Origin of the sequence: Bradyrhizobium sp. CCBAU 51765 (genome assembly GCF_015291725.1) — a bacterium.
GTDB lineage: Bacteria > Pseudomonadota > Alphaproteobacteria > Rhizobiales > Xanthobacteraceae > Bradyrhizobium > Bradyrhizobium liaoningense.
In genome coordinates this window covers 7,432,278-7,447,824 of the sequence record NZ_CP030038.1, presented here as the reverse complement: position 1 = coordinate 7,447,824, position 15,547 = coordinate 7,432,278, and the positions used below count along the sequence as shown (strand labels likewise).

The following is a 15,547-nucleotide window of genomic DNA, read 5'->3' as shown; positions in this document are numbered from 1 at the left end:
TCTCCCTCAAACGGCCGGTGTTTTAACCGGTCATATAAAACACTAGCGCAGGATGGTAGCGCAATCAACGCATCTTGTCAGACCTGGGTCGTGGGGGTGTCGGGCCAGATGGCTCAACTGCTCAACGCGTGGATCGATCCAATCGCGCATCAATTCGGCCGGATCAGTTCGCGATGGTCGGCCAACACCGGAAAGGCGCCGTCCTCAGTTGAAACTCACCTGAGTCGGACGTCAGCTTAGTTGGACTTGGCGGTCTCTTTGGAATTTTCCGCCGTCGGCGCTTCCGCCGGCGCGGGACGCTTTCCGCTTCCCGTGATGCGCTCGATCGCGGAGCGCACGGCATCGCCTCCCTTGCGGTCCTTGAGCATGTCGAGCAACGGCGCGGAGGCCGGCGAGCGGCGGATCAGGCTTTCCGGATCGGGGAAGATCAGCGGATCGTCCCATGGCCCCTGCACCACGAACGGCAATTCGAATCCCGAGGCGCTGTTGAGGCTTGCCACGCCCTTCATGTCGTATTCGCGCGTCGGCACCGAGGCGGTGCCGGTGAGCGTGATCTTCGCCGCCGGCCCTTCGACGCGGATGTCCTCGGCGGTGGCGACGCCGTCGGAGAATTTCACGGCGATGGTGAGATTGGTGTAGGGCGTCGAGCCGTTGCGGAAATTGCCGCCGCCCGACAGCGGCCGCCGCTCCAGCCGCTTCAGGAGCTGCTCGGCGTTGAAGCCTGCGATCGCGCCGTCATGCCCGGTCACGGTGGCACTTCCGTCGAGCGACTGCACGAGGCCGAACGGGCTCGATCCGGAGGCGAGGAGCGAGACGTTGATGTTGCCGCGGCCGGACAGCTTGTTGAGGCCGAACAGCTCGGTGGCGCAGGCCTGGAGATCGACGTCGGTGAACTGGAATTGCGCCTTGATGTCGGCGACGGTGTCAGACCGGGCGATGCCGAACGAGCCCTTTGCGATCCCGCCATAGACCTGCGCCTCGCCGACCGAGAGCGCCAGCGTGCCATTGCGCAAATTGGCGCCGATCGCGGTGCGGCCGAGCTTCGTCGGCCCGACCGTCAGCTTGGCCGCGGACAGGCGCATGTCGAGGTCGGTGGTCGACAATCCGTTGAGATCGAACAGTTGCCGGTTCCAGTCGCGCGCGCCGCTCGCGAGCAGGCGGAAGGTCGAGATATAAGGTGTGAAGTCGAGCGCGTCGGCGGCGAGCGTCGCCTGCAGCGTCTGCCGGCCGTTATTGGCGTAGGTCATGACGCCCTCGGCGGCGTTGCCGTCCAGCTCGACATTGACATTGGTGAGCGCGATCGAGGGGCCGACGACGTTGGCGCGCGCCTTCAGCGCGAAGCGGCCGAAGCCGCCGCTGCCGGGCTGCGGCTGCCCGGTCCAGCGCAGCGCGTTGCGCAAGGACGGGCTGTCGACGGTGAGCGTGCCTTCCATCATGGGGCTGGTGCGATTGGCGACGCTGCCGTCGAAGGCGAGCTTGAGCGGCGCGCTGGCGATTCGCGCCTTCAGGCCGGACCGGTCACCGGAGAGGGCGGCGACGAAATCGGAAAAGCTGATCGAGCCGTCGACACGCTCGCCGCGCCAGTCGAACTGTCCGGTCGCGGCAAAGGAGCGCGAGATCGAAGGCCAGGCCAGCGACAGGTCGATGTCCTCGAGCTTCTCGGTGGCGCGCGTGGCGGCGTCCTCGTAGTCGAGCACGCCGTCCTGGATCCGGATTTCGGAGAACGAGACCTGGTTCTCGGCCCCGGGCTTCATGGTGCGCGCGATGGTCTGGATGAAGGGCGTCCAGTTGCTCTCGCCGTCCGGCTTGAGGCTGACGTGGATGCGCGGACGCAGCAGCGTAAGGTCGGCGATCTCGAACCGCTGCAGCAGCAGCGGCAGCAGCCGCAGATTTGCGGTGAGCACGTCGACCTGGAGCGCTGGCGTGCTGGTGCCGCCGCCCTTGAGGCCGACGTCATGGAAGGAGATGTAGCTCGCCGGCAGCACCGAAATGTCGATGCTGCCTGCGACATTGAGCTCCAGCCCGGTGACGTCGCGGATCTGCGCTTCGACCGCCTTGCGCAGCGCGTCGCGGTTGATGAGCCAGGAGGTCGCGATCAGGGCGATCAGCGCGACGCCGAGCAGCGCCGCGATCGGCGTCCCGAGGCGCTTCATTCCTTGGGCCATGGTCAATGGCATGTCCTGATCGGGTTGGTCGTTGGAGCCAGAGGGCGGGCCGGGAAACCTGCGCGCCCACACCCAACCCCCGCAACTTGATGGGTTTTCTTGACGCTTTCAAGGCCGCTGCACGGTTATGCCCACGGCGTGGGCAGCTTCTACCACCCAGCGGCGCAGCGGAGAACCCCGTATCATTGACGGCTTCGGACGATTTCGCCTAATAATCGCCGCCAATAAGGCGCGACGGCCAGCAAGCCGAAGGTTCAGTCGAGGTTTTTTGCATGAACAAGGTCTATCCCGACGCCAAGTCGGCGCTCGACGGCATTCTAAAAGACAACATGATGATCATGTCGGGTGGCTTCGGCCTCTGCGGCATTGCCGAGGAGCTGTCGGACGCGATCCGGGAGTCCGGTGTCAAGGGCCTGACGGTGGTCTCCAACAATGCCGGCGTCGACGGCATCGGCCTCAGCCGCCTGCTCGAAACCCGTCAGATCAAGAAGATGATCTCGTCCTATGTCGGCGAGAACAAGCTGTTCGCCCAGCAATTCCTCGCCGGGGAGCTGGAACTCGAATTCAATCCGCAGGGCACGCTGGCCGAGCGCATCCGCGCGGGCGGCGCCGGCATCCCGGCCTTCTACACCAAGACCGGCGTCGGCACGCTGATCGCCGAAGGCAAGGAAGTTAAGGAATTCGACGGCGAGAAGTACCTGATGGAGCGCGGCCTGTTCGCCGACCTCGCCATCGTGCACGCCTGGAAGGGCGACACCGCCGGCAACCTCATCTACCGCAAGACCGCGCGCAATTTTAACCCGATGATGGCGACCGCCGCGAAGATCACGGTGGCCGAGGTCGAGCATCTGGTTCCGGCCGGTGAGCTCAATCCCGACCACATTCACACGCCCGGCATCTTCGTGAAGCGCATCGTCGAGGTCGGCACGGCCAAGAAGCGCATCGAATTCCGCAACACCCGCCCGCGCCCGAGCGCATGATCCGGAAAACTGGACACCGGTTTTCCGATCAGATCATGCGCCACTAAAGAATCGACAGGAGCACAACGATGGCCTGGACCCGTGAACAGATGGCCGCGCGCGCCGCGAAGGAACTGCGCGACGGCTATTACGTCAATCTCGGCATCGGCATCCCGACGCTGGTCTCGAACTACATCCCGGACGGCATGGACGTCAGCCTGCAGAGCGAGAACGGCATGCTCGGCATGGGTCCGTTCCCCTATGAGGGCGAGGAAGACGCCGATCTCATCAACGCCGGCAAGCAGACCGTGAGCGAACTGCCCTCGACCTCGTACTTCTCGAGCGCGGATTCCTTCGGCATGATCCGCGGCGGCCACATGGACCTGTCGATCCTCGGCGCCATGCAGGTGGCCCAGAACGGCGACCTTGCCAACTGGATGATCCCCGGCAAGATGGTCAAGGGCATGGGCGGTGCGATGGATCTCGTCGCCGGCGTCAAGCGCGTCATCGTGGTGATGGAGCATTCGGCCAAGGACGGCCCGAAGCTCTTGAAGCAGTGCAATCTGCCGCTGACCGGCGAGCGCGTGGTCGACATGGTCGTCACCGATCTGGCCGTCTTCACCATCGACAAGCATGGCAATGGCGGCATGGCGCTGATCGAGCTCGCCGACGGCGTTTCGCTCGACGAGGTCAAGTCCAAGACCGAAGCGGAATTCCGCGTCGCGCTGAAGAACACGTAAGCGAGAAACGCTGGGGGCGCGCATGACGATACGGTCGGCGCGTCCTTGGGATTTTGGTTCAGCGATCAGGTTGGTTGACGGCAACTCGATTAGTCGAAGCACCCCGGGTGCTCGGATGATGAGCCCATGCCTTCAAGCGGGACCGCTCGGCACCTCGGAGAACCGGGTCAGCCAGACAACGGGGCCGATGCTGGCGGCGATGATCAGGAGGGCCGCGAGCGCGCCGTCCTCGAAATTGCCGCGGCTTGCGAACTGGTAGATCGACGTCGACAGCGTTTCGACGTTGAGGGGCCGCAAGAGCAGCGTTGCCGGGAGCTCCTTCAGGCAGTCGACGAACATGATGATGACGGCGCCAAGCATCGCGGGCCGGAGCAACGGCAGATAGATCTGCCTCAACATGACCGCCTGGCCCGCGCCGACCGTCCGCGCGCTCTCGTCATAGTCGCGCGGAATGCTGTCGAACCCGGCCTTGATCATGCCGACCGGCACCGCCAGAAAACGAATCGTGTAGGCGATGACGACGGCTGTCCCCGAGCCGACCAGGATCAGCCCGGGCAGCGAACGTCCCGTCCAGGCAGCGACCGCACTCAGCGCGTTGTCGACCGCCAGTACGGGGGTCAGCAAGCCGAGGGCAATCACGAGACCCGGCAGCGCGTAGCCGGCCTGCGCGATGCTCATCGCCACATATCGCAGAGGATCCGGCCGAAAGCGGTGCGCGATCGTCGTGGCGAGCGCAAGCATCAGCGCCATGAGCGTCGCGAGCGCTGCATAGGCAAACGAATGGAAGGTGTGGCGCCACAGGAGTGGGTCGAAATCTGCAAGCAGTCCGCGACCGAGAGCCTGATGCGCCAGATAGAACAGCGGCACGACGAAGCCGATCAGCACCGGCAGCACGCAGACCGCGAATGCGATCCACGCTCTTGCGCCCGAAAGCGGGGTTCGCTGCCTCACATGCGGGCTTTCGGCCGAGAATTCGGCGTTGGCGTTGCGACGGCCGTAACGCTCCATCGCGATCAGGCCGGCGACGATCGCAAGCATCAGGCATGCGAGTTGCGCCGCACCGGCGAGGCTGCCGCGGTTGAGCCAGGTGGTGAAGATCGAGACCGTCAGCGTGCGGATGCCGAGATATTCGCTGGCGCCGATGTCGTTGAGCGTCTCCAGCGCGACCAGCGCCACGCCGACCGCGAGCGCCGGCCGCGCCATCGGCAGTGAAACGCGCCAGAAAACGGTCCATCGGCCGGCTCCCAGCGTCCTAGCCGCCTCGGCGAATTCGGCAGACTGAACCTGAAACGTCGCGCGCGCCGACAGATAGACGTAAGGATAGAGCACGAGCCCGATCACGAAGACGGCCCCCGGCAGCGAGCGCAGGTTGGGCAGATGGCCGAGGGGATCGCGCAACGGCAGCCAGATTGCGAGGGTGCGGTGCACCAGGCCGAGCGGTTCGAACAGGTCGGCATAGACGTACGCCGCAAGATAGGTCGGAATCGCCAGCGGCAGCGGCATCAGCCACAGGAGGATGCCCCGGCCGGGAAAATCGTGGCGCGATATCACCCATGCAGTGCCGGCGCCGATCAGAAGTGTGAGCGCCCCGACCCCGACGAGCAGAAGCGCGGTGTCCAAGAGGGCGGCCGGCAGCACGTAGTTGATCAGGTCGTGCCACACATCGGGCGCCGGCTGCAGAGCCAGCGAAACGATCGAGATCACGGGCGCCGCGACCAGGATCGCGGTTGCGATCGCGATTGCGGTCGCGGCGCGCCCGGCGTGGGCGCGGCCTCTCAAACGAGGCCGTGCGCCCGAAGCTTCTGCCAGTTTGAGAGACGAGGGCCGCCAGAGATCAGTTGTCAAAGCCGACCTTGTCCACCAGCGAGGCCGCAGCCTTACGGTTGGCGGCGATCTTTGCGATCGGCAACGGATCCGGGCCGAGCTTGCCGTAGCCCGCGATGGTAGAGTTGATGGCGACACCGGCGCGAACCGGATATTCGTAATTCTGGTCGGCATACATCTGCTGCGCCTGCTCGCTGACGAGCCACTCGATCAGCTTGATGCCGTTGGCCTTGTTGGGCGCGTGCTTGGCGAGCAGCACGCCGGAGAGGTTGACGTGGGTGCCGCCGCCCTCGAAGGTCGGCAGGATTACGCGGGTCGCCTCCGCCCACGGTTTCTTCTCGGGATCGTTGTTGATCATCAGCGCCCAGTAATAGGTGTTGCCGATGCCGATGTCGCACTTGCCGGCGGCAACGTCACGCGCGGCTTCGCGATCACCGCCCGACGGCTTCTGCGCGAGATTGGCCTTCACGCCGCGCAGCCATTCCTCGGCCTTGGCCTCGCCGTACTTGGCCGTGTAGGCCGCGAACAGCGCGTTGTTGTAGATGTGCTGGCCCGAGCGAATGCAGATCTTGCCCTTCCACTTGGGATCGGCGAGCTCCTCATAGGTGATCTTGTCCTGCTTGACGCGATCCTTCGAGGCATAGATCACGCGCGCGCGCATGGAGATGCCGGCCCAGTGTCCGTCCGGATCGCGATATTGCGCCGGCACGACCTTGTCGACCGCCTCCGACTTGATCGGCTGGGTGACGCCGGCCTGCACGGCCTCGTCGATGCGGCCGATGTCCACCGTCAGCAGCACGTCGGCCGGACTGTTGGCGCCTTCCGCCTTCATGCGCTGCTCCAGACCGGAGCTTGCGGAGACGACATTGACCTTGATGCCCGTATCCTTGCTGAAGGCGTCGAACAGCGGTTGGATCAGCTTGGTCTCGCGATAGGTATAGACGTTGACCTCGCCATTGGCGGCTGCCTTCGACACGAAGGCCGAGGTCAGGCTCAACACCGCCGCGGACGCGGCGAGGACGCGAAGTTTGATCATAAGGGCTGCTCCAGGCGCGCGATTGAACGCCCGATTGAGTAGCGCAGGCGATGCGGCAACGTCAGCGACGCGATGTCGCGAGAGCCATGACTTAGAGGGATTCCAATATTGTTTTTAGATCGATTCTAATTGGTGGATCGAGACGTTGACGGGAAAGCGATGCGCGCCGCTATGATTATGATCTTGCCGGCCACGTCTTGCTCAGGCGCTGCGACACGCTGACCAGCCATGGCGTCTCCTCGCGCACCAGGCGGAAGCCGAGGTTGGCGGGCGGCACGCCTTGGGCGCAGCCGCCGGCGCGGGCGTCGCGGATGAAATCGGTGACATAGGCGCGGTGGGCGCCTTCGGCGATACGCACCCCGCAGTTCACGGTCGGGCGGCCTGCATTTCCGGCCTCGTCGACGCGCGAGCGCACGAAGCAGCTCGAGGTCCACTCCCAGACGTTGCCGGCGAGATCTTCGACGCCGTGCTCGTTCGGGCCGAACTTGCCGAACGGATGGGCCGTGGTGTCGGTGAGGCCGCGTTCGGATTCACGCTCATAGCGGCTGATCCAGCGCTTCGAAGGGTCGCTTGCATCGACCGGCACACCATCATCCCTGAACCTGGAGCCGGCGGCAAACGCCCATTCCTCGTCGCTCGGCAGGCGGTAATGCCGGCCGGTCTTGCGCGACAGCCAGCCTGCGTAGGCCTCGGCATCGTGCCAGCTCACCTGCACTGCGGGACGATCGGGGGCGATCGCCACGTCACGGTCGAGCGCACGGCAGGCGCCATCCTTCGCGCAAAGCTGATAGTCGGATGAGGAGACCTGATTCCGCATGATGTGCAGCGGCCGGTCGATCCGGATCGTGCGCAGCGGCGCTTCCGCCTGCTGCCCGCCGCGGGTGAAGTCGCCGGCCTCACGATATGAGAAGTTGCCGCGAACGACCTCGACCATGGCTGGCTCGCCTCCCGCATTATGCGTCGCTATCTCGGAAACCAGAGGCGCAACGGTCAGCGGGCCCACAAGCCCGGCCGCGCAGGCGAGCACCAGTTTGAGCTTGAATGCGATCAGCATGATGATCCCCCCGAAGGAAGAAGGGGCCGGTGATCAATCACCGGCCCCTTGTCGCGTCTAGTTGGTGCTGGCAGGCGGTATTTCGGCAGGGGCCTTCACCTGGGTCATCAGATCGTCGTTCCACTTGCCTTCGACCTTGAAGTGCGCGGTGGCGCCGAGATTGGCCGCCTCGATTAGATTGTGCGTGACATAGGCGTAGATGCCGGGCTGCTGGAATTTGTACAGCGCAGCTCCCGCCGACCCGCCGCGGATGAACCAGGTCTCGAGCCCGACCTCCGGTGCATTGCCGAACTTGCCGGTCTCCCAGACATAATCGCCATGGCCGCCGATCAGATGCGGACGGCTGTCGCGGTTGGCCTGCGAATGCACGATCAGCACGTTCTCCCCGACCTTGGCGGTGAGCGCGTTCTTGCCGGTGAGCGCGCCGACCTTGCCGTTGAACACGACATGGGTGGGGATCAGCTTGTTCATCACCTCTTCGGTCTCGGTGAAGGCTTCGCCGGGCGATTCGTAGGACTTGAAGTTGCCCTTCCCGTCGCGCGGCACGTACATGTCCTGTTCGCCGATATAGTAGACCTTGTCGTATTTCAGCGCTCGGCCCTTGCCGTCGTTCAGCCCGTCGCGCGGCAGCACCATCACTGCACCGTTCATGCCGGAGACGACGTGCCAGGGGATCATCGGGCCGCCCGGTGCGCAGTGATAGACGAACACGCCGGTTTTGGTCGCCTTCCAGCGCAGCACGACCTGTTCGCCGGGGTTGATGAGCGTGAGTTCGCCGCCGCCGAGCGCGCCGGTCGCGGAATGGAAGTCGATGTTGTGCGGCATGGTGTTGGTGGCGGGATTGACCAGCGTCAGCTCGACATAGTCACCCTCGTGTACGACCATGAGCGGTCCCGGCATCGAGCCGTTGAACGTCATCGCCTGGAAGGTGGTGCCCTTGTCGTCGATGACGACTTTCTTCTCTTGGACCGTCAGCTTGAACTCGACGATCTTGGGCCCCTGCGTCGTGGCCTGCTCGTGCGCGTGCACGAAGGGCGGAGCGACCAGCTCTACCTTCTGACGCGGCAGCTTGAGATCGCTGGCGGCGAAAGCCGGGGTCGCCAGCATCAGGGCGGTCGCGGCGGCGCTGATCAATGCGGCTCTGCGGGTAAACATCGGAAGCATCCTTCATGAAAAGGTTTTGATGACGGAATGCAGTCTGCGCCGATCGCGGCAAGTGTGTTTGCGCTGCGACAAGCTCCCGCCGGATTCACCTCCGCAACAGTACTTAGGTGCTCGGCGGCGCAGGATCGGCGATGCCATTTCGATCGCGTCCGAAGGCGTGATGCGATGCGGATGTCGGGAGCGAGCGACCAGCGGCCGGATAGCGGTGAGGACATTCTGACCCGCTGCTGCGCGTTGTCGACGCGATCGGCCTTTGCGGTAACTGGCGCCACGGATTGGCGAGCGTGACCGCAACCGCATTGGCGCTCAGCAGCAACTCGTTCGCATCTCCAAGTTGGATTGCGACCTCGGCGGGACCGGCGTGTCCGGGCAGGGACGTGGGGAGGCCCGCACCGGCAATGGCCTTCGCGAAGAGGCGACCAGTTTAGGGGAGATACATGACGAGGCCGACCGTCCCCCAGATCGCCAGCGACAGCACGACGAAGACGGCAATTGCCGCAGCCAGGGCGCGCACGACGCCGCCGGCGGCTGGTGTAGCCGGGGCCGGCCGGAAGTCGTCGAAACGCGGGATATGGCCGCGGACGTCGAGCAGGGAGAGAATGAGTTCGAGTGCAAGAGGCCTCATGGCAAGCGCTCCGGATGGCGACGCGAATTGGCCAAATCATGGCCGGGAACCGGCCGCCGCGCTTTGCGCGAGCGCAAAGTCGATTCCGCGCATCCGGGTTAATTAACACGCATTCCGCGGATTTGCCGTGATGTCTGCGCGCGGCGGAAATTGACGAATGGATAAGACATGAGAGCTGATCTTGCGGCGGTCTACGGCGAGGAACGCCTGCCACGCTACACGAGCTATCCGACCGCACCGCACTTTTCGCCCGCGATCGGTCCAGGCACCTATGCTCAGTGGCTCGCGGAACTGCCGGCGGGCGCCAGCGCGTCGCTTTATCTGCACGTGCCGTTCTGCCGGGAGATGTGCTGGTACTGCGGCTGCCATACCCAGATCGTCCGCCGCGATGATCTCGTCGCCGGCTATCAGCGGACGCTGCGCAGCGAGATTGCGCTAACCGCCGAAACCATCGGGCGCCGCATCAAGGTCGAGCACATCCATTTCGGTGGTGGCACGCCGACGATCATGGCGCCGGAGGCTTTTGCCGAGTTGATGGCGACGCTGCGTCAGAAATTCTTCGTGCTGCCTTCGGCCGAGATCGCGGTCGAGATCGATCCCCGCACATTGTCCGGCGACATGGTCGAGGCCATGCGGCTCTCCGGCGTCAACCGCGCGAGCCTCGGCGTGCAGAGCTTCGATCCCGTGGTGCAGAGGGCGATCAACCGCGTGCAGAGCTTCGAACAGACCGGGTCCGTGGTCAACATGCTCCGCGGCGCGGGCATCGAGGGAATCAATTTCGACCTGATCTACGGCTTGCCGCACCAGACTGTCGCTTCGTGCCTGGACACCGTGCGGCGCAGCCTCGCGCTCGCGCCCAACCGCTTCTCGGTGTTCGGCTATGCTCATGTACCTGATTTCAAGAAGCACCAGCGCATGATCAACGAGGCCGTGCTGCCCGACGGTCTTGCGCGCCACGACCAGGCCTGCGCGATCGCAAATGCCCTGAAGGAGGCCGGTTACGTGCAGATCGGGCTCGATCATTTCGCACGGCCCGACGATTCCATGGCGGTGGCGTTCGAGGAGCGGACGCTGCGGCGCAATTTTCAAGGCTATACCACCGACAAGAGTGAAGTCCTGCTCGGCTTCGGCGCGAGCGCGATCGGCCACCTTCCGCAGGGCTACGTCCAGAACGACGTGCAGATCGGTGCCTACGCGCAGAGCATCGCCGCCGGCCGCTTCGCCACGGCGAAGGGCTATGGACTCACCGACGACGACCGGCTGCGCGCCGACATCATCGAACGCATCATGTGCGAGTTCGGTGCCGATCTCGGCGACATCTGCGCCCGTCATGGCGCAGAGGCCGGCGCGATGCTGAAATCGGCAGCCCGTCTGAAGCCGCTGATCTCCGACGGCGTCGTGCGGTTGGACGGCGACCGGCTCGCGGTCGCCAAGGATTCGCGCTTCCTGGTCCGCAGCGTTGCCGCCGCATTCGATGCGCATCTGGATCCCGGTAGGCAACTCCACAGCCGGGCGGTTTAGCTTGATTCATTCGGGGCGCGCGAAGCGCGAGCCCCGGAGTGATCGTGGCGGAACTGGCAACAGCTTGCGCTTCAACAAAGAGGCTTCCGCCCGCGCCTTTATCGTCAATTCGGAATGGAGTTGTCCATGCCCTTCGGATCCGACGATCTGGTCGATGACATCATGCGTACGGCGCCGCACACGATCCGCGTGTTTCTCGCCTTCAGGATGGCCTGCGTCGGCTGTCCAATCGCGACCTTCCACACCGTGGATGATGCCTGCCGCGAGCATGGCATCGAGCGCGATAAATTCCTCGCTGCATTGAGCGATTGCGTGCCGGCGTGAAGCGGTCTGGAATCGCGCGGGCGCGCGCGTTCCTGAAGGAGGGAGCGCTTTCGCCGTAAGCGGAAGCGCCCCTCATCTCCATCCGCGGAGACATCCCGGCGTCAGCTCTCACGCCGCGCCGCCGTCGGCGTTCCGCTCCGCCAGCACGACGATCTTGTGGGGCTCGCGCAGGATGATGCGCTGGCGGCCGCTCTCCACGAGGCCTTGGCTCTCCCAGCCGCTCAGGATGCGGCTGACGGTGTGCAGCGTGGTGCCGGTCATCTGCGCGATGTCCTGGCGGCTGATCGGGAAGTCGATCTCGATGCCGTGGTCGAGTTTCTTGCCGGACTGCTTGGCGAGGCGCAGCAGCGCGTGCGCGATGCGTTGCTCGACCTGCTGGGTCGACATTTCCAGGATGCGGGTGTGACTCTCCTGAAGCCGGGTGCCGACGGTCTGGAGCGTGTTGGCGGCGAGCGCCGGAAACCGCTCGATCAACCGCGGCCAGGCCGAGGTCGGCCAGATCAGCACCACGCTGTCGTCGACTGCCATCGCCGTCGCCGGATAGCGCGCGGCTCCGATCGCCATCGCGAGCCCGAATGTTTCGCCGGGCGCGACATAGCGCACCACGATCTGCTCACCGGTCGGCGTGGTCTTGGCCGCGCGGACATGGCCGTGCAACAGCAGGAAGAAGGACTGCGCGTCGGCCCCCTGCTCGAAGATGGCACTGTTCTTGGAAAAGCGGGCCGAGCGGGCCTCACGCAGGATCTCGTCCAGAGCTTCCGGCGTCACCCCCGCAAACAGCGGCAGATGCGCAACCAGCGATGTGTCGACCTTGGCCATTCTGCCTCCTTGGCACTCGGCAGTGTGATGGCACCTGCAATCGTCCTGGTGTTTGCGGTAGCGCAAAACGGGCCGGTCGGGTGGCGGTATTTTTCCAGACAACGATCTGAATTTATTGGAGTTGATGCCATGGCTGGCGCCCGATCCCGTAACTTTGCGGGCTGGCCGCTGCTCGCGAACAGCTTTCGGCCCTTTTTCCTGCTCGCCGCGATCCAGGCGGCGCTGTCGATCCTGGCCTGGGTGCCGATGTTCTACGGCGAACTGTCGGTGAGCTCCGCATTTGCGCCGCGCGACTGGCACATCCACGAGATGCTCTATGGCTTCCTGCCGGCTGTGATCACCGGCTTCCTGTTCACGGCGATCCCGAATTGGACGGGGCGGCTGCCGATCCAGGGGACGCCGCTCGGGGCGCTGCTGATGGTCTGGCTTGTCGGGCGCATCGCCGTGACGATGTCGGCCAATGTCGGCTGGGCGTTTGCGCTGATCGTCGATGCGGCCTTCCTGGCATTGGTCGTCGCCGCCGCCATGCGCGAGATCATCGCAGGCGGCAACTGGCGCAACCTGCCCGTGGTCGGGCTGGTGCTTGTTCTGCTCGCCGGCAACATCGGCTTTCATGTCGAAACGCATTTCGAAGGCGCGACCGATCTCAGCACCCGTGTCGGCATCAGCGTGGTCATTCTGCTGATTGCGTTGATCGGCGGCCGCATCATCCCAAGCTTCACCCGCAACTGGCTGGTCAAGTTCAATCCCGGCCGACTGCCCGTGCCGTTCGGACGCTTCGATGGCGCGGTGATCGGATGCAGCGCGCTCGCGCTCGTCTCATGGATCGTGGCGCCGTCGAATGCCGTCACCGGTGTCCTGATGGCACTTGTCGGCGGGCTGCACCTGCTGCGGCTTGCGCGCTGGGCCGGAGATCGCACCTTCCGCGAGCGGCTGCTCGTGATCCTGCATGTCGGCTACGTCTTCGTGCCGTTCGGTTTCATCCTGCATGCCCTCGCGGTTTTCGGTGTGCTGCCGCCAAGCGCCGGCATCCACGCCTGGATGGCGGGGGCGGCGGGAACCATGACGCTCGCGGTCATGGCCCGCGCGAGTCTCGGTCACACCGGACAGGCGTTGACGGCTTCGCCGGCGATCCAGGGAATCTATGCTGCGATCATCATCGCGGCTCTGGCCCGGGTCGCTGCCGTCGTGTTGCCCACGCATGGCGATGTGTTGCTGCACATCGCCGCTTGCGGCTGGATCGTCGCTTTCCTCGGATTTGCCATCGCGTTCGGCCCGCTGCTCGCCGGCAGCCGGCGGCGTGGCCTCGCCACGATGGGCGTGCCTGCTCCCGCACGCTGAACTCAAGCTGCAGTCGCCGTGGGCGGTGCCGTCACTGGCCGCACGCCCTTGCGCCACTCGGTGATGGTGCAGCCGAACCGGCTGCGGAACCAGCGCGCCATGGCGCTCTGCGCGGAGAAGCCAAGCTGCATCGCGATGTCAGCCAGCCGCCGGCCGGGAGCGTCGATCAGCTGGATCACGAGATCGGCGCGTTGCGCGTCCAGGATGGCTGAGAAGCTGGTGCCGGATGCTGCGAGGCGGCGGTGGATGGTGCGGCGGGTGCAGGCAAGATGCTCGGCGACGCGCTCGATCGTGCAGTCGCCACCGGCAAGAAGGAAACGTACGACCTCGTCGACCTTCTGCTCCCAGCTCGCGGGCCGCGTTTCGATCGCCTCGATCCGCTTGCGCAGATAGCTCGCGATCAGCGGATGCGCGTTCGGGATCCGACGTTCCATATCGTGCGTGGACAGCACGATCGCGTCATCCCTCGCGTTGAAGATCACGCGGCAGCCGAAGAATTCGCGATAGCGCTTGCGATCGTGCGGCGGCGGATGATGCAGGTGCACCTCCTTCGGCCGCCAGTCATGCCCGAACAGCGACTGGATGATGCGGTGGACACTGCCGAGCGCCACGTCGATCGACTGCCGCGACGCGCTCGGTTTCCGGCCGCGCAGATGCATCGTGATGGTCACGGTCTGCTTGCTGCGCGCAACGTCCAGCCGCATGCCATCGTGATGGATATGGATGAAGCGCGAGAACGCATCGATCGCCTCGCCGACGGTCGCTTGCTCGCGCACGATCAAGCCGACCGTGCCGAAATTGATCAGGCCGCCGCGCTCGGCGAGGCGCAAGCCGAAATCTTCGGCCCCGGACGCCTCCGCGGACAATTCGAGCAGACGGCGCAGGCCGGCGACGGCAATGGGCGTGTCGGGCTTGTCGAGGCAGGCTGGCGGCAGCCTGGCCTTGCGCATCATCTGCCTGGGGTCGAGCCCGACCGACCGGGCGACCTCCGGATAATAACTCAGGCTCGAGCTGCGAATGAGGTCGGTCATGCGAACCGTTCCTGCCAGCTGCTCCCGCAGATGTCCCGAAATGTAAATTTTCTGTCCCGGTCCGTCAAATCCAGGAACCCGGCGGAACATACATAGGGAAACCGAAGCACGGGCGTGAATGCCGTGCTTATGACGGCGCGGCAGGGCGATGGAGCCCGCTACCGTCTCAGGCCTTTTGACCAAGACATTGCTGGATCGGGATGATGCCGGGAAACATGCTTTCCAAGGGTGAGATATTCGTCATCGACACCGACGCTGCCTCCCGCGAACAACTTTCGACCGCGCTCCAGCAGAACGCCTACGAGGTGATCTGTTTCGCCGACTGTGCATCCCTCTTGTCGGCCGCGAAGGCGCGGATGCCGGCCTGCGTGCTGCTGGAGCTGCCGCCTGACCGGTCCGGCCTCGACGTGCTCAAGCGGCTGCGCGGGGAGAGCTGCATGGCGCCCGTGCTGGTGACGTCGGCGAACGGCAGCATTGCCATGGCCGTCGACGCCATCAAGAGCGGAGCGGCCGATTTCATCGAAAAGCCGTTCCGCACCCACGACATCGTCGGCCGGATCGATGCCGCCATCGACGAATTCGCGCAACCCGGCGCGAGCCGGCAGCGCTGGCTGACAGGCTGCGAGCCCCTGACCGCGCGCGAGGGCGACGTGCTCGAGCATCTCGCTGCCGGCCTCACCAACAAGGAGATCGCCCGGCGGATGCATCTGAGCGCGCGGACTGTCGAGGGCTACCGCGCCAGCATCCTGAAGAAGGCCGGCGCCCGCAACGTGACCGATCTGCTTCGGCGCATCTTCGGCCAAAGTTCGCCCACGCAGGCCTGAGGCTCCGCCGAGGCCGCGCGCCGATGCGTTCCGCGGCCATGCTGCTGCCGCGGCTGCGCCCCAAGGAAACCCCAATCGAACCAGTTCCTTCCCCGCCGCGTCTCATCACGATGGCGAGGC

The 15,547-nt window shown here is 65.0% G+C and carries 14 protein-coding genes; 6 read left to right on the top strand and 8 right to left on the bottom strand.

The features are described 5' to 3' along the window. Positions 1 to 236: 236 nt before the first annotated feature. Positions 237 to 2,165 carry an AsmA family protein gene (locus XH96_RS34495; protein ID WP_194394380.1) on the bottom strand — a complete coding sequence of 643 codons (1,929 nt, stop codon included), beginning with the start codon at positions 2,163 to 2,165 and terminating at the stop codon, positions 237 to 239. Positions 2,166 to 2,437: 272 nt separating this feature from the next. Here XH96_RS34495 and XH96_RS34490 point away from each other — a divergent pair, with 272 nt between their 5' ends. Together XH96_RS34490 and XH96_RS34485 are read left to right on the top strand one after the other, a co-directional pair. Then, positions 2,438 to 3,145 carry a CoA transferase subunit A gene (locus tag XH96_RS34490; RefSeq protein ID WP_028178645.1) on the top strand — a complete coding sequence of 236 codons (708 nt, stop codon included), beginning with the start codon at positions 2,438 to 2,440 and terminating at the stop codon, positions 3,143 to 3,145. Between the two features lie 68 nt (positions 3,146 to 3,213). Further along, positions 3,214 to 3,864, top strand: coding sequence for a CoA transferase subunit B (locus XH96_RS34485; protein ID WP_028178644.1), 651 nt, complete (start codon positions 3,214 to 3,216; stop codon positions 3,862 to 3,864). A gap of 132 nt (positions 3,865 to 3,996) precedes the next feature. On the opposite strand, the gene XH96_RS34480 is transcribed toward XH96_RS34485, so the two are convergent. The 5 genes from XH96_RS34480 to XH96_RS34460 form a co-directional block, all read right to left on the bottom strand. Beyond that, positions 3,997 to 5,643 (bottom strand): iron ABC transporter permease, encoded by a 1,647-nt coding sequence (locus tag XH96_RS34480; RefSeq protein WP_194389793.1) that lies wholly within the window; start codon positions 5,641 to 5,643, stop codon positions 3,997 to 3,999. Between the two features lie 55 nt (positions 5,644 to 5,698). Then, entirely contained in the window at positions 5,699 to 6,724 is a 1,026-nt protein-coding gene (locus XH96_RS34475; RefSeq protein ID WP_194389792.1) for a Fe(3+) ABC transporter substrate-binding protein, read from the bottom strand. Positions 6,725 to 6,899: 175 nt separating this feature from the next. Next, positions 6,900 to 7,778: an SUMF1/EgtB/PvdO family nonheme iron enzyme gene (locus XH96_RS34470; RefSeq protein ID WP_194389791.1), complete on the bottom strand. Its 879-nt coding sequence runs from the start codon at positions 7,776 to 7,778 to the stop codon at positions 6,900 to 6,902. A 57-nt stretch (positions 7,779 to 7,835) separates the two neighbouring features. Continuing rightward, entirely contained in the window at positions 7,836 to 8,933 is a 1,098-nt protein-coding gene (gene nirK / locus XH96_RS34465) for a copper-containing nitrite reductase (protein ID WP_194389790.1), read from the bottom strand. Between the two features lie 433 nt (positions 8,934 to 9,366). After that, on the bottom strand, positions 9,367 to 9,567 hold the full coding sequence (locus XH96_RS34460) for a hypothetical protein (RefSeq protein ID WP_194389789.1): 201 nt from the start codon (positions 9,565 to 9,567) through the stop codon (positions 9,367 to 9,369). Positions 9,568 to 9,735: 168 nt separating this feature from the next. On the opposite strand from XH96_RS34460, the gene hemN reads away from it, so the two are divergent. Further along, positions 9,736 to 11,088 carry an oxygen-independent coproporphyrinogen III oxidase gene (gene hemN / locus XH96_RS34455; RefSeq protein ID WP_194389788.1) on the top strand — a complete coding sequence of 451 codons (1,353 nt, stop codon included), beginning with the start codon at positions 9,736 to 9,738 and terminating at the stop codon, positions 11,086 to 11,088. Positions 11,089 to 11,214: 126 nt separating this feature from the next. Then, positions 11,215 to 11,412, top strand: a complete 198-nt coding sequence (locus tag XH96_RS34450) for a DUF1858 domain-containing protein (protein ID WP_131873994.1) — start codon at positions 11,215 to 11,217, stop codon at positions 11,410 to 11,412. 108 nt (positions 11,413 to 11,520) lie between these two features. Here the strand turns inward: XH96_RS34450 and XH96_RS34445 are convergent, their stop codons facing one another. Next, positions 11,521 to 12,231 (bottom strand): Crp/Fnr family transcriptional regulator, encoded by a 711-nt coding sequence (locus XH96_RS34445; protein ID WP_194389787.1) that lies wholly within the window; start codon positions 12,229 to 12,231, stop codon positions 11,521 to 11,523. A gap of 129 nt (positions 12,232 to 12,360) precedes the next feature. Here XH96_RS34445 and XH96_RS34440 point away from each other — a divergent pair, with 129 nt between their 5' ends. Further along, a complete protein-coding gene (locus XH96_RS34440; protein ID WP_194389786.1) occupies positions 12,361 to 13,572 on the top strand; it encodes an NnrS family protein in 1,212 nt (403 codons plus the stop codon). Positions 13,573 to 13,574: 2 nt separating this feature from the next. On the opposite strand, the gene XH96_RS34435 is transcribed toward XH96_RS34440, so the two are convergent. After that, complete coding sequence (locus XH96_RS34435; protein ID WP_194389785.1) at positions 13,575 to 14,603, bottom strand: AraC family transcriptional regulator; 1,029 nt, start codon at positions 14,601 to 14,603, stop codon at positions 13,575 to 13,577. 203 nt (positions 14,604 to 14,806) lie between these two features. On the opposite strand from XH96_RS34435, the gene XH96_RS34430 reads away from it, so the two are divergent. Then, positions 14,807 to 15,427, top strand: coding sequence for a response regulator transcription factor (locus XH96_RS34430; protein WP_194389784.1), 621 nt, complete (start codon positions 14,807 to 14,809; stop codon positions 15,425 to 15,427). The last annotated feature ends 120 nt before the right edge of the window (positions 15,428 to 15,547 follow it).

Bases quoted from the DNA above. Each gene is read 5' to 3' on its own strand.
- XH96_RS34495 (WP_194394380.1), bottom strand. From the start codon at position 2,165: ATGGCCCAAGGAATGAAGCGCCTCGGGACGCCGATCGCGGCGCTGCTC.
- XH96_RS34490 (WP_028178645.1), top strand. From the start codon at position 2,438: ATGAACAAGGTCTATCCCGACGCCAAGTCGGCGCTCGACGGCATTCTA.
- XH96_RS34485 (WP_028178644.1), top strand. From the start codon at position 3,214: ATGGCCTGGACCCGTGAACAGATGGCCGCGCGCGCCGCGAAGGAACTG.
- XH96_RS34475 (WP_194389792.1), bottom strand. From the start codon at position 6,724: ATGATCAAACTTCGCGTCCTCGCCGCGTCCGCGGCGGTGTTGAGCCTG.
- XH96_RS34470 (WP_194389791.1), bottom strand. From the start codon at position 7,778: ATGCTGATCGCATTCAAGCTCAAACTGGTGCTCGCCTGCGCGGCCGGG.
- nirK (WP_194389790.1), bottom strand. From the start codon at position 8,933: ATGTTTACCCGCAGAGCCGCATTGATCAGCGCCGCCGCGACCGCCCTG.
- XH96_RS34460 (WP_194389789.1), bottom strand. From the start codon at position 9,567: ATGAGGCCTCTTGCACTCGAACTCATTCTCTCCCTGCTCGACGTCCGC.
- hemN (WP_194389788.1), top strand. From the start codon at position 9,736: ATGAGAGCTGATCTTGCGGCGGTCTACGGCGAGGAACGCCTGCCACGC.
- XH96_RS34450 (WP_131873994.1), top strand. From the start codon at position 11,215: ATGCCCTTCGGATCCGACGATCTGGTCGATGACATCATGCGTACGGCG.
- XH96_RS34445 (WP_194389787.1), bottom strand. From the start codon at position 12,231: ATGGCCAAGGTCGACACATCGCTGGTTGCGCATCTGCCGCTGTTTGCG.
- XH96_RS34440 (WP_194389786.1), top strand. From the start codon at position 12,361: ATGGCTGGCGCCCGATCCCGTAACTTTGCGGGCTGGCCGCTGCTCGCG.
- XH96_RS34435 (WP_194389785.1), bottom strand. From the start codon at position 14,603: ATGACCGACCTCATTCGCAGCTCGAGCCTGAGTTATTATCCGGAGGTC.
- XH96_RS34430 (WP_194389784.1), top strand. From the start codon at position 14,807: ATGCCGGGAAACATGCTTTCCAAGGGTGAGATATTCGTCATCGACACC.